This window comes from Halopseudomonas salina, from assembly GCF_008641105.1.
Window position 1 is genome coordinate 244,198 of sequence record NZ_VTTI01000006.1, and the last position, 12,653, is coordinate 256,850.

General features: G+C 57.3%; 12 protein-coding genes. 7 read left to right on the forward strand and 5 right to left on the reverse strand.

The features are described 5' to 3' along the window. Positions 1 to 245: 245 nt before the first annotated feature. A complete protein-coding gene (locus FZF01_RS12000; RefSeq protein WP_150278415.1) occupies positions 246 to 1,115 on the reverse strand; it encodes an alpha/beta fold hydrolase in 870 nt (289 codons plus the stop codon). 164 nt (positions 1,116 to 1,279) lie between these two features. Here FZF01_RS12000 and FZF01_RS12005 point away from each other — a divergent pair, with 164 nt between their 5' ends. Beyond that, entirely contained in the window at positions 1,280 to 1,594 is a 315-nt protein-coding gene (locus FZF01_RS12005) for a YdcH family protein (protein WP_223825492.1), read from the forward strand. A 299-nt stretch (positions 1,595 to 1,893) separates the two neighbouring features. Here the strand turns inward: FZF01_RS12005 and rfbD are convergent, their stop codons facing one another. The 4 genes from rfbD to rfbB are packed head-to-tail and all read right to left on the reverse strand — an operon-like array spanning position 1,894 to position 5,294. Further along, complete coding sequence (gene rfbD, locus FZF01_RS12010; RefSeq protein WP_150278416.1) at positions 1,894 to 2,775, reverse strand: dTDP-4-dehydrorhamnose reductase; 882 nt, start codon at positions 2,773 to 2,775, stop codon at positions 1,894 to 1,896. Then, on the reverse strand, positions 2,772 to 3,314 hold the full coding sequence (rfbC, locus tag FZF01_RS12015; protein WP_150278417.1) for a dTDP-4-dehydrorhamnose 3,5-epimerase: 543 nt from the start codon (positions 3,312 to 3,314) through the stop codon (positions 2,772 to 2,774). The genes rfbD and rfbC overlap by 4 nt, the downstream gene beginning before the upstream one ends. After that, positions 3,301 to 4,188, reverse strand: coding sequence for a glucose-1-phosphate thymidylyltransferase RfbA (rfbA, locus tag FZF01_RS12020; RefSeq protein WP_150278418.1), 888 nt, complete (start codon positions 4,186 to 4,188; stop codon positions 3,301 to 3,303). The genes rfbC and rfbA overlap by 14 nt, the downstream gene beginning before the upstream one ends. Before the next feature lie 5 nt (positions 4,189 to 4,193). After that, entirely contained in the window at positions 4,194 to 5,294 is a 1,101-nt protein-coding gene (rfbB, locus tag FZF01_RS12025; RefSeq protein ID WP_150278419.1) for a dTDP-glucose 4,6-dehydratase, read from the reverse strand. A gap of 262 nt (positions 5,295 to 5,556) precedes the next feature. Here rfbB and rfbF point away from each other — a divergent pair, with 262 nt between their 5' ends. From rfbF to FZF01_RS12055, 6 genes are read left to right on the forward strand one after another with little or no spacing between them, the layout of a single operon-like run. Beyond that, on the forward strand, positions 5,557 to 6,327 hold the full coding sequence (gene rfbF / locus FZF01_RS12030; protein WP_150278420.1) for a glucose-1-phosphate cytidylyltransferase: 771 nt from the start codon (positions 5,557 to 5,559) through the stop codon (positions 6,325 to 6,327). Then, on the forward strand, positions 6,318 to 7,385 hold the full coding sequence (gene rfbG / locus FZF01_RS12035; RefSeq protein WP_150278421.1) for a CDP-glucose 4,6-dehydratase: 1,068 nt from the start codon (positions 6,318 to 6,320) through the stop codon (positions 7,383 to 7,385). The genes rfbF and rfbG overlap by 10 nt, the downstream gene beginning before the upstream one ends. Then, entirely contained in the window at positions 7,382 to 8,704 is a 1,323-nt protein-coding gene (rfbH, locus tag FZF01_RS12040) for a lipopolysaccharide biosynthesis protein RfbH (RefSeq protein ID WP_150278422.1), read from the forward strand. Before rfbG ends, rfbH begins: the two co-directional genes overlap by 4 nt. Then, positions 8,704 to 9,399, forward strand: coding sequence for a sugar phosphate nucleotidyltransferase (locus FZF01_RS12045; protein ID WP_150278423.1), 696 nt, complete (start codon positions 8,704 to 8,706; stop codon positions 9,397 to 9,399). Before rfbH ends, FZF01_RS12045 begins: the two co-directional genes overlap by 1 nt. 8 nt (positions 9,400 to 9,407) lie before the next feature. Further along, entirely contained in the window at positions 9,408 to 10,760 is a 1,353-nt protein-coding gene (locus FZF01_RS12050; protein ID WP_223825493.1) for a GHMP family kinase ATP-binding protein, read from the forward strand. Then, a complete protein-coding gene (locus FZF01_RS12055; RefSeq protein WP_223825494.1) occupies positions 10,739 to 12,652 on the forward strand; it encodes an N-acetylneuraminate synthase family protein in 1,914 nt (637 codons plus the stop codon). The genes FZF01_RS12050 and FZF01_RS12055 overlap by 22 nt, the downstream gene beginning before the upstream one ends. Position 12,653 lies beyond the last annotated feature (1 nt).

Sequence of the window (12,653 nt, forward strand, 5' to 3'; positions counted from 1 at the left end):
GGGAGTGTCGAGTTCCACCTCGACAAAAGGGGAAAAGCTGCACCCAAGGCCTAGATGGAGCTCTGCCACTCCCGGAAGTCGCCAAGCTCCGTCCTGGGAGTGTCGAGTTCCACCTCGACAAAAGGGGAAAAGCTGCGCCCAAGGCCTAGATGAAACTCGGCCACTCCCGGGTGTATCGGCCGTTACCCAGCTTCCGACCCCATCGTCATTCCCGCGAACGCGGTAAACCATTTTGATTTTGAGTGCTACCCAGCCATCGCCAACCGCGGCTGCTGCCCTTCGGCAACACGTCCACGCAACAAGAATCTCTCAACCACCGATTGCACATCCTGCAGCGCGGTCTTGTGTTCCATCTCCAGAAAATGCCCGGTATGCGCGATAGTGGCAAAATCTGACTGCGGTGCCAGCGCCCGGAAATGCCTGGCATCTTCCGGTGAGGTATAGCGGTCCCACTCGCCGTTGATGAACAGCAAAGGCACATCGATATTGCCCACGCAACTCATATACTGCGCCGAGTCCAGCTCGCGCACCTGCCGCACGTGAAACAGCATCTGGGCGTATTCGAACTCTTCCAGGGAGCTTACATGTCTGAAGTTGCAGCGCTTGAACAGTGAGGGAAGGTGCTCGCCAATAGTCCCGTTGATCAGGTCACCGATTGCCTGCCGGTCACACGCGGCCAGGCTGTGTTGTGCACGATCCAGATAGGACTGCATGGCGGGATTGAGCACAGGTGAAAAGGAGCTGATCACCGCACTGCGTATCCGTTCTGGCCGTTGCGCCAGCGCCAGCAGAGTCGCCACACTGCCCCAGGAAAACGCCAGCACATGGTCAGCACGAAACAATTCGATAAGATCCAGCAGAATCAGCGCTTCATCCTGCTTGTCGATCAACGGCATGCCGGGATTGTATTGCCTCGACTGACCCTGATAGGGCTGATCAAACAGCACCACGTTGAACAATGGCTGCAGATAACGCGCTGATTGACTGAACGAAGCGCTGGTCGCCAATGAGCCATTGACCAGAATGATGGTCGCGCTGGTGCGCGGGTTGGGATAGAGCGTTGTGTGGACTTTCAGGTCGCGATGCACGCGAACAACGGATTTTTCGGCATACATGGTTCACCTCATGACATCAGCTGGGTTTTGTCACAGCTAACCTCATGCGGATGTCAGCGGCATTTCAGTTGCCTGCCGCTGATCGACTTTCACCTAACTGTCACGCTGTATCCTTGCTCCAATCACTGCTTCCTTGATCAGGATCAACAGCTGGATGAGTGCAAATGGCTGATAGTGGTGAAGAGTTATCCACCCCAACCACAGAGGCTGTCTGCATGTCATTGGAAAAGCACGATCTGATTCACGAAATGCCCGAAGCAAAAGAAGCGATTCACCAGCTGAAAACCAGTAACAATCACTTCGCAAAGCTGTTTGAGGAATACCATGAGGTTGATCATGCGGTGCATCGATTTGAAACAGGTGCAGAGAACTGCTCTGATGAGCACCTGGAGAATCTCAAGAAGCAGCGTCTCAGCCTCAAGGACCAGTTGGTTGGCATGATTCGCGAGTATGAATCTTCAGAGCTGTCTGGGTCCTGAGTTTCCCCGGGCCAGGCGGTTGTCTGGCTCGACACGCCTGGCCGAGATGGAACTCGACCACTCACAGGATGCCCCTCCCGGCCTGTGCCTTTTCTTTCACGCCACGCTGCAATTGCTCAGGCTGGCGATGGATTTTCCATGAAGTCCGGTACCTGGGAATTGTCGAGTTCCACCTCGACAGCAGCGCCAGCAGAGCTCACCCCGACCGAACCGGGACTCGGATGCTCGCGGGCGCCTCTCATATTCAAAACGTAGGACCCCGGTCAGCACTCCTTCGGCCCGCGCGCTCCTTCCCCAGACTAATCCTGCCTCAGCTCTTCCAATAATTTATCCAGGTCGACTCGCCAGTCGGGCTGACAGATGCCAAAGGTATTTTGAATCAGCGAACAATCCAGTACAGAGAACGCTGGGCGTTGGGCGGGAGTTGGATAGTCCTGCGTTGTGATCGGACGTAAGGCGGGCAGCTTGTCGAGCAGTCCTGACTGAAGGGCTCTGTTGAGGATTTCCTGAGCAAAGTCATGCCAGGTACAGGCTGGCGAACCAGCAAAATGGTAGGTGCCCCACTGAAGATCCCCGGCTTTCTGATAACGCACTGCCAGTTCCCAGAGGCAGTTGGCGATGCTCGCTGCCGACGTCGGACAACCTCTCTGGTCCGCGACAACCCTCAACTCTTCCCGCTCATTACTCAGTTTGAGCATGGTCTTGACGAAGTTCTTGCCGTGTACGCCGAATACCCAGCTGGTTCGCAGGATCAGCGATCTTTGCAGCTGAGCCAGGAGCGCCTGCTCGCCTGCCAGCTTGCTGGCACCGTAGACCCCGGTGGGTCCTGTGGAGTCTGTTTCCCTGTACGCATGATTCAGATCACCTGCGAATACGTAATCCGTCGACAGATGAAAAACAACAGCGCCGACACTCTGTGCGGCCTTGCCCAGATTGGCAGGCCCTATTTGATTAACGCTCCAGGCGCGTTCTGACTCGCTTTCGGCCTGATCCACTGCGGTGTAGGCAGCGGCATTCATGATGATGGCGGGTTTATATTCTGATACTGCTGTTTGCACTGCACTGGCGTCCGTTATACCCAGCTGGGAAGACGTTCGTGCCAGAAGCTCGAAGCCAGTCGGGGTCAGGCGTTCGATTTCATGGCCAACCTGCCCTGAGGCGCCTGTGAGCAGGACCCTCATCTGGCGTGTTTTGCCAGGTCAGCGAGTGACGGCAGCGCCAGATCCTTGGCTGAAAGCAGAGGCTCCGTAATGGGCCACTGAATGTTCAGATCAGGGTCGCTCCACAGCACCCCGCCTTCATCCTCGGGGTAATACAGGTCGGTGCACTTGTATTCGAAATCAGCCACCTCACTCAGTACGCAGAATCCGTGGGCATAACCCGGTGGGATCCACATCTGGCGATGGTTCTCGTCTGATAGCGTAACGCCGACGTACTGACCGAAGCTAGGGGAGGCGGGGTCGATGTCTGCGGCAACATCAAATATCGAGCCTCGGCTGGCACGTACGAGTTTCCCCTGGGGATGTAGGCGTTGGAAATGCAGACCGCGAAGCACGCCTTTTCTGGAACGCGAATGATTGTCCTGCACAAATGCCATATCCATTCCGGCGTCACGATAACGCTCGGCATGAAAGCTCTCCAGGAAGAAACCTCGCTCATCGCCAAATACGGTGGGTTCGATAATGAAAACGCCAGGCAGTGCTGTTTCAATAATCTTCATTGCTCGGCCCCTGGGCGAGGACTTTACTCAGATACTGGCCGTAGCCTGTTTTGCTGAGTGCCTGGGCCTGGGCTTTCAGTTTGTCAGCCGACAACCAGCCCTGATTGAACGCGATTTCCTCAAGACAGGCGACTTTCAAACCCTGGCGCGCTTCAATGGTCTGCACAAACTGGCCGGCATCCATCAGAGACTCATGGGTACCGGTGTCGAGCCAGGCAAATCCCCGTCCCAGCAGACTGACGTTGAGATCTCCTCGTTCCAGATAGGCACTGTTCACGTCGGTGATCTCCAGTTCGCCGCGCGGTGATGGCTTGATGTTTCTGGCGATTTCTATCACGTCGTTGTCGTAAAAATACAGACCGGTCACCGCGTAGTTGGATTTGGGAACGGCTGGCTTTTCTTCGATAGAGATAGCACGGCCTTCAGCGTTGAAATCCACCACGCCGAAGCGTTCCGGGTCGCTCACGTGATAGCCGAACACAGTGGCACCCGAGCTGCGAGCTGCGGCCTCTTTGAGCATCGCGCTGAAGCCGTAACCATAGAAAATATTGTCGCCCAGGATCAGGCACACATTGCTGTCGCCGATAAAATGCTCACCAATCAGAAAGGCCTGGGCCAGGCCGTCTGGTGAAGGTTGCTCGGCATATTCCAGACTGATGCCAAAATCCGATCCATCACCGAGTAACTTGCGAAAGCTGGGCAGGTCCTCCGGCGTCGAGATGACCAGAATCTCCCGAATGCCGGCAAGCATCAGCACCGACAGGGGATAGTAGATCATCGGTTTGTCGTAGATCGGCAGCAGTTGCTTGGATACGCCCCGTGTAATCGGATGAAGGCGGGTGCCCGATCCGCCTGCCAGAATGATGCCTTTCATATTGGTTAATCCTTTTCCACTGTGGCGGTAGCATATTCTGCTGCCCCCAGACGGGCGAGCTGATAGTCACCACTGAGTACGCGCTGCCACCAGGCACGATTGATCAGATACCACTCTACGGTCTTGCGGATCCCGGAATCAAACGTTTCGCGCGGAACCCAGCCGAGCTCGCGCTGGATCTTTGACGCATCTATCGCATAGCGCTGATCGTGCCCTGGGCGGTCCTTCACAAAGGTGATCAGCTCTTTATAGCTTTCCAGGGTCGCGGGTCTCTCATCTGCGGCCAGTTCGTCGAGCAGCGTGCACAGCGTCTCGACCACTTCCAGATTGCGTTTCTCGTTGTGCCCGCCGATGTTGTAAGTTTCTCCCACCCGGCCACGTGTCGCCACCTCCACCAGTGCGCGAGCGTGGTCCTCTACATAGAGCCAGTCCCGAATCTGCCCGCCATCGCCGTACACCGGCAGCGGCTTGCCCTGGATCGCGTTGAGGATCATGTGGGGAATCAGTTTCTCGGGGAAGTGGTAGGGTCCGTAGTTGTTCGAACAGTTGGTGATAACAACAGGTAACCCGTAAGTGCGCTGCCAGGCTCGAACCAGATGGTCTGAGCTCGCCTTGGTCGCCGAGTAGGGTGAGCTGGGCGCATAGGGCGTTTCTTCTGTAAACAGCGCTTCGACGCCATGCAGATCGCCGTACACTTCATCAGTCGAGACGTGGTGGAAGCGGAAGGATGTCTGGCGAGACCTGTCCAGCGTTTGCCAGTAGGCTCGGGCAGCCTCAAGCAGACTGTAGGTGCCGACGATATTTGTCTGGATGAAATCGGATGGGCCATCAATCGACCTGTCTACGTGCGACTCAGCCGCCAGGTGCATCACCACATCTGGTTGGAATGCGGACATGAGCTTCGACATTGCCGCCTGGTCGCATATGTCCAATTGATGGAAGTTGTAGCGGTCACTGCCCGCAAACTCGGCGAGTGAGTCGAGGTTGCCAGCGTAGGTAAGCTTGTCGACGTTGGCGACGACCTGCACAGTGTTCGCCAGAAGGTGGCGGATCACGGCGGAGCCTATGAAGCCGGCGCCGCCGGTGATTAGGAATCTCAAACCCATGCTTGCTCCTCGCATTCGGCACCCATCCGAAGGGGGTTCGCCGATATTGGCGATAGTTTGATACAGGGCTGTGGTGAGGGCAAATGGATCTATTTGCGCCTGATTGACCGGGGCTCGTTTGCGCCCCGTGTTGTCAGACAGAGGCGCTGATAGCAAAATGATTTCGATTGGCAAGATTCTTGCTCAGACTCGGGTAACGTCCTCTTAGTCAACAATATGCCAAGATGTTGGCGATCAGTAGCCTCAGAATAAGGATTGAACAATGAAGGCAGTCATTCTGGCTGGTGGTCTCGGTACCAGAATCAGCGAGGAGTCGCATCTCAAGCCCAAGCCCATGATTGAGGTGGGTGGCAAGCCGATAATCTGGCACATCATGAAAATCTACCAGCATTACGGGATTACCGACTTCGTGATCTGCCTGGGTTACAAGGGATATGTCATCAAGGAGTATTTTGCCAACTACTTCCTGCATATGTCGGATGTGACCTTCGACATGTCGGAGAATCGCATGCACATTCACCAGCGGCATGCAGAACCCTGGCGTGTGACATTGGTTGATACCGGTGAGATGTCCAGCACGGGCGGGCGTCTCAAGCGAGTGCGTGACTACCTGGGTGACGAGAGCTTCTGCTTTACCTACGGGGACGGTGTATCCAACATCAATATTCCTGAGCTAATCGCATTTCATCGTAGGCACGGCAAACTTGCGACTGTTACTGCTGTGCAGCCCCCGGGCCGTTTCGGTGCTCTGGATATTAAGGGTAACCAGGTCAATGGCTTTCAGGAAAAGCCGCTCGGTGATGGCGGCTGGATCAATGGCGGCTTTTTTGTGCTGGAACCAGCGGCACTCGACTATATCGCTGATGACAGCACAACCTGGGAGTTCGAGCCCATGCGCCAGCTGGCCAGCGATGGTGAGCTGATGTGCCATTTTCATCGGGGCTTCTGGCAGCCCATGGATACGCTGCGTGACCGCAATTTTCTGGAAGAGCGCTGGGCCAGTGGCAACGCGGAGTGGCGCTTATGGGAGTGAACACTGATTTCTGGACTGATCGGCGGGTGCTGTTGACTGGTCATACGGGTTTCAAGGGCAGTTGGCTGGCCATCTGGCTGCGGAGCCTCGGCGCCGAGGTATACGGTATTGCCCTGGCTCCTGAAAACGAACCCTCACTGTGGAGCACCGCAGGTCTTGCAAGTTGTGTGGATGGCAGTTTTACCGACATACGCGATCAATCAGCGCTGACCGACAAGGTGCTGGCGTTTGCGCCGGAGATTGTCTTCCACCTGGCGGCGCAACCGCTGGTACGTGCCTCCTACCGTGATCCGGTAGAAACCTATTCGACCAATGTCATGGGCACAGTGCATCTGCTGGAAGCATTGCGCCAAACCGAGTCGGTCAAGGCCATCGTCGTGGTAACCACAGACAAGTGCTACGAGAATCAGGAATGGCAATGGCCCTACCGCGAGACCGATCGACTTGGCGGATTCGACCCCTATAGCAACTCCAAAGCCTGCGCAGAACTGGTATGTGCGAGCTACCGCGATGCGTTTTTTACTCCAGCGGGAGTGGCACTGGCAACAGCCCGCGCGGGCAACGTAATAGGCGGAGGCGACTGGGGTGCGGAACGGCTGCTGCCAGATGTGCTGCGTGCCTGGGACGCGGGTGAGGAACTGACCTTGCGCTACCCCGGGGCCACCCGTCCGTGGCAACATGTGCTGGAGCCCCTGAGCGGTTATTTGAAGCTGGCGGAGTATTTGCTGGCTGTGGGGACGAGCGGTCCCAGCGCCTGGAACTTCGGACCGGACAATGACAGTGTTGTCAGCGTGGAGTCGGTGGTGGCTCGAATGGCAGCGCTCTGGACGTACGATCAAGCACGTTGGCGATGCGTCGAGGCCAGTCAACCGCATGAAGCCGGAGTGCTTGCGCTGGACTCGTCCCGTGCCCGTAGTCAGCTGGCCTGGCGCCCGCACTGGACTCTCGACATGGCACTGCAGCGAACGCTCGACTGGCACAGCGCCTGGCGCAAGGGTGATGACTTGCAGGCGCTCTGCCTTCAACAGATAGCCCTCCATCAAGGCGAGTCAGTATGAGTGATGCCCGCAAGCAGCAATTGCGTGAAGAAATAGCGATAAAAGTGAAGGAGTATGCCGAGCTCAGCCTGGCGCCCACACCGTTTATTCCCGGCAGCTCGCTGGTGCCGCCCTCGGGGAAGGTGATCGGTGCTGGCGAGCTACAGATGATGACTGAGGCTGTGCTGGATGGCTGGCTGACCACCGGGCGTTTTAATGACGCCTTTGAGAAACGTCTGGCCAAATACCTCGGACGACGCAGCGTGTTGACCACCAACTCTGGCTCGTCGGCCAACCTGCTGGCGTTTTCGGCATTGACTTCACCGCGCCTGGGCGAGAGGGCGATTGTTCCCGGTGATGAGGTTATCGCCGTTGCTGCGGGCTTTCCAACTACGGTAAATCCGATTATTCAGTGCGGTGCGGTGCCGGTCTTTGTGGATGTTGATCTGGTGACCTGCAATATTGATCCGGCACTGATCGAGGCGGCCATATCGCCGCGTACCAAGGCGATAATGCTGGCTCATACCTTGGGCAATCCCTTTGACCTTGGCGTGGTCCGGGCGTTGTGTGACAAGTACCGGCTGTGGCTGGTCGAGGATTGTTGCGATGCCCTGGGCGCCACCTATAATGGCCGAATGGTGGGCTCCTTCGGAGACATTGGCACCTTGAGCTTTTATCCGGCGCACCACATCACCATGGGAGAGGGAGGTGCCGTCTTTACCGATAAGCCGTTGCTCAAACGTATCATGGAGTCCTTCCGCGACTGGGGACGCGACTGCTACTGTCCGCCTGGAGAAGACAATACCTGCGGGAAGCGCTTCGGCTGGCAACTGGGCGGATTGCCCGAAGGCTATGACCACAAATACACCTACGCACATCTGGGCTACAACCTGAAGATCACGGATATGCAGGCGGCCTGCGCTTTGGCGCAAATGGACCAGGTGGATGATTTCATCACGGCGCGCAAGCGCAATTTCGCTTGGCTACATGAGCGACTGAGCGCCAGCAGCGACTATCTGATTCTGCCCGAGGCGACGCCCAACAGTGATCCGTCCTGGTTCGGCTTTCCGCTCACGTTGCGTGATGGGGAGCGCCATCAGCGTGTCGACCTGCTCCGTTTTCTTGATGCCCAGGGCGTCGGAACTCGCTTGCTGTTCGCCGGTAACCTGGTCCGTCAGCCTTACATGCAGGGTCGCAATTTTCGTGTGGCCGGATCGCTTCCGGTAACCGAGAAGGTTATGCGCGACACCTTTTGGGTAGGCGTCTGGCCTGGTCTCAGCGAGGAGCATCTGGAGCACATTGCCAGCAGCATAGAAACCTTTTTCGCGAGGATCATCTGATGCGCGCCTATGTGCTGTGTGGTGGCCTGGGCACGCGTTTGCAGTCTGTGACAAAGGGTGGACAGAAAGCGGTGGTAGATGTTCAGGGCGAGCCCTTTCTGCTACTGGTATTGAAGGAGCTCAGGGCGGCCGGGATTGAGGAAGTGGTGCTCTGTGCCGGACATCGGGCAGATCAGTTGCAAAGCCTGCTTGAGTCCCTGGCCAAGCGAGCCGAATTGCGCCTGCACTTGGTGGTGGAGGAATCACCGCTGGGTACCGGGGGAGCTTTGCTGCATGCGCTGCAGTACTGGCCGGTTGATGAGCCTTATCTAGTCCTCAATGCCGATACCTACCTGAGCAGCGAGGCCTTTTCCTTGCTTGCTGATGGCAAGCGTAATTTGATTCTGGCCGCCGATGTTGCGGAGCGTACGCGTTACGGTAGCCTGTGTATCAATGACGACGGGCTGGTCCTTGCCTTGTGCGAGAAGGGCAGCGCAGGCGCTGGGCCGGTCAATGCCGGTGTCTACTGTTTTACTGCTGACGCGCTGGCTGCGGAGCACCCGCGTGCCTGCTCGATGGAACTGGATATCCTGCCCGGGCTGATCGAACGCGAGCAGTTGTTCGCCGTTCACTACGACGGCCCCTTTGTCGATATCGGCACGCCATCCTCTCTGGCTGCCTTCACACAATCAGAGCAATGGAGTCCGTCGCGATGAGCCGCCTATTGGAAACGCTCACGGTAGGGTCCGAGCAATCTATCCTCGATGCGGTCAAGTGCATCGAATCGGGTGATTTGCAGATCGCTTTCGTCGTCGAGTCGGACCAGCGGTTGGTGGGGGTGGTGACCAACGGCGACGTGCGGCGCTATTTGTTGCAGGGCGGCGATACCAAGCTGCCGGTGGTTGCCTGCATGAACAGCAACTTCCGTGCAGTTGAGGTCGGGGCGACGCGCGAACAGTTACTGAAAACCTTCGACCTCGGCTTCAATGCTCTGCCTGGGCTGGATGCGCAAGGTCGTCTACAAGAAATCTACACCCGCCAGATGACGGCGAGCCCTGAAGTGCCTGTACTGGCGCGCGCCCGCGCACCGGTGCGCATGAGCTTTTGTGGTGGTGGGGCGGATTTGACCTATTTCTTTGTTGATCATCCTGCAGCCGTACTGAGTTGTACGGTGGGTCTGTATGCGCACGCCACCCTGGTCCCACGGGATGACGCCAGCGTGCATATCTTTTCCGAAGATCTGGGATGTGAAGAACACTACGATAGCTTGGCCCAGTTGCTAGTGAGCGAAAACAAGAGCCTGCTCGGCACCATCGTTTCGGTGATTCGCCCTGCTTACGGCTTTGATCTCTATCTGCGCTCGGATTTTCCGGTGGGATCTGGGTTGGGCGGCTCATCTGCAGCCACCACGGCAATCATTGCCGCTTTCAACGAGCTGCGGCAGGATCGCTGGAATACCTATGAAATTGCCGAGCTGGCGTTTCAGGCTGAACGTTTGTGCTTCGGCATTGCTGGGGGTTGGCAGGACCAGTATGCGTCAGCTTTCGGCGGTTTTAATCTTATTGAGTTCGAAAATAAGCGCAATCTGGTACACCCGATTCGCCTCGAAGACGCGGCCCGTTTCGAGCTGGAAGCTTGCCTGGTGCTCTGCGACACCGGCCTTGTTCATAATTCGGGGCAACTGCACGAAAGGCAGCGCCAAGAGATGGAAGCGGAGTTGTCGCAAACTGATCTGCTGCGCGAAAGTGTGACGCTCTGCCGGCGCATGCATCGGCACCTGATACGCTGTGAACTCCACGACTTCGGTTTGTGTCTGCACGAGGCCTGGATGCTGAAGAAGCAGTTTTCGTCTGCAGTGAGCGACGCCAAACTGGATGAAATCTATGCCATCGCTCAAGCGGCAGGTGCGCTTGGTGGCAAGTTGCTTGGCGCCGGAGCCGGCGGTTTCTTCCTGTTTTATGTGCAGCCTCAGCATCGACAGGCGGTGGTCCGTGCGGTGAATGAACTGGGCTGTGCGACAACCAATTTCCGATTTGAATCGAGTGGCGTGACTTCATGGCGAACGAAAATACAATGACTCCCGCAGTGATGGATGTCGGTGGCTTCACTGTCGGCGGCGACCAGGTCTTCGTGATTGCCGAGGTGGGTAATAATCACAACGGCTCGCTGCCGCTGGCCAAAGAGCTGGTCGACGCCGCCATTGCCGTAGGTGCCGACTGCGTCAAGTTCCAGCTGCGTGACCGGGCCGCGCTGTATCGTAGCAAGGCAGATGGCTCCCGGGCTGAGGACCTGGGTGTGGAGTACATCCAGGATCTGCTGGACAAGGTAGAACTGACGCTGGCGGAGCATCGTGATCTGCGCGACTATTGCGCCAGCAAGGACATGCTTTATCTCTGCACACCCTGGGATGAGTCCAGCGTCGACGCGCTTGCCGACTTTGATCTCCCGGCCGTCAAGCTGGCCTCGGCAGACCTTTGCAACCCCTATCTGATCGCCAAGGCAGCCTCCCTGGGCAAGCCCATGATTCTCTCCACGGGTATGTCATTCGAGCATGAGGTCGTTGCTGCTATCGCTCAGTTGAGTGAGCTGGATGTTCCCTTCGCATTGTTGCACTGCAACAGTGCCTATCCAGCCCCGGAAACCGATATCCAGCTCAACTACATCGGGCGCATGCGTGAACTGCACGGCTTGATCGGCTACTCCGGCCATGAGCGGGGTATCGCCATTTCGCTAGCCGCAGTGGCGCTGGGTGCCAAGCTGATCGAGCGACACATCACGCTCGATCGCGGTATGGAAGGTCCGGACCACCTGGCCAGCCTTGAGCCTGCAGAATTCAGACAGCTGGTGGAGGGTGTGCGTCAGTTGGAAAAGGCATTGCCCTGCCCGGGCATGCGGCGCCAGGTCAGTCAGGGCGAGCTGCTGAATCGCGAAAACCTTGGCAAGAGCGTGATTGCCGTGACTGCGATCAAATCTGGCGATGTATTCACCCAGGACAAGCTGCGCGTCGCGAGTCCCGGTCAGGGCCTGGCACCTTATCGCCTGGCAGACCTGCTTGGCCGGAGCGCCTGTCGTGACATTGAGCAGGGAGATTTTCTGTTTGAAAGCGATATTGACGGCGCCGAGCAGAAGACCTTGAAATTTGATTTGCCGGTTCGTTGGGGCGTTCCTGTGCGCTACCATGATTTTCTGCAGTATCATTCGCGCATAGCACCGGATCTATACGAGTTTCATCTGTCCTATCGTGATTTGTCGGTTGACCCCGAGCCCTATCTCAAGCCGGTGGCATGCAGCCGTCTGGTCGTGCATGCGCCTGAGCTGTTCGAGAACAGTGAGCTGCTTGACCTGGTGGCAGATGACGAAGCGTACCGCCAGCGTTCAATCGCCAACCTGCAACGTGTTGTCGATGCGACGCAACGTATTGCCGCCTTCTTTCCTCAGGCTGACGCGCAATTGATCGTGGCCAATGTGGGTGGTTTCTCCGCCGACGCTCCTCTTCCCGTCGCGCGGCGCGAGATGCTGTACCAGCGTTTCAGCGAGTCCTGCGCGCAAATTGATTTTGGCCCCACTGAACTGATCCCACAGAACATGGCGCCGTTCCCGTGGCACTTCGGCGGACAGCGGCATCAGAATATCTTCATGATGCCGGACGAACTGGCGCAGAAGGCAGAGGCCCTTGGTTTGCGCCTGTGTCTGGACCTGTCCCATCTGCAGATGACCTGCTTTCACTTTGAGCTGGATTTTCAGGCCGCGTTGCGGCGCCTGCTGCCGTTGTCCGCGCATCTGCACGTGGCGGATGCCAAGGGCACCAATGGCGAGGGTGTGTTGATGGGTACTGGAGATGTCGACTGGCCGGCGACCTGGGCGCAGATCAGGGAGGCAGATGCCAGCTTCATTCCCGAAGTCTGGCAGGGCCACAAGGACCACGGTGCGGGTTTCTGGGCGGCCCTGGTCTACTTGCAATCATTATGAG

Excerpts from the sequence above, each read along its gene's own strand:
- FZF01_RS12000 (WP_150278415.1), bottom strand. The coding sequence starts at position 1,115 with ATGTATGCCGAAAAATCCGTTGTTCGCGTGCATCGCGACCTGAAAGTC.
- FZF01_RS12005 (WP_223825492.1), top strand. The coding sequence starts at position 1,280 with ATGGCTGATAGTGGTGAAGAGTTATCCACCCCAACCACAGAGGCTGTC.
- rfbD (WP_150278416.1), bottom strand. The coding sequence starts at position 2,775 with ATGAGGGTCCTGCTCACAGGCGCCTCAGGGCAGGTTGGCCATGAAATC.
- rfbC (WP_150278417.1), bottom strand. The coding sequence starts at position 3,314 with ATGAAGATTATTGAAACAGCACTGCCTGGCGTTTTCATTATCGAACCC.
- rfbA (WP_150278418.1), bottom strand. The coding sequence starts at position 4,188 with ATGAAAGGCATCATTCTGGCAGGCGGATCGGGCACCCGCCTTCATCCG.
- rfbB (WP_150278419.1), bottom strand. The coding sequence starts at position 5,294 with ATGGGTTTGAGATTCCTAATCACCGGCGGCGCCGGCTTCATAGGCTCC.
- rfbF (WP_150278420.1), top strand. The coding sequence starts at position 5,557 with ATGAAGGCAGTCATTCTGGCTGGTGGTCTCGGTACCAGAATCAGCGAG.
- rfbG (WP_150278421.1), top strand. The coding sequence starts at position 6,318 with ATGGGAGTGAACACTGATTTCTGGACTGATCGGCGGGTGCTGTTGACT.
- rfbH (WP_150278422.1), top strand. The coding sequence starts at position 7,382 with ATGAGTGATGCCCGCAAGCAGCAATTGCGTGAAGAAATAGCGATAAAA.
- FZF01_RS12045 (WP_150278423.1), top strand. The coding sequence starts at position 8,704 with ATGCGCGCCTATGTGCTGTGTGGTGGCCTGGGCACGCGTTTGCAGTCT.
- FZF01_RS12055 (WP_223825494.1), top strand. The coding sequence starts at position 10,739 with ATGGCGAACGAAAATACAATGACTCCCGCAGTGATGGATGTCGGTGGC.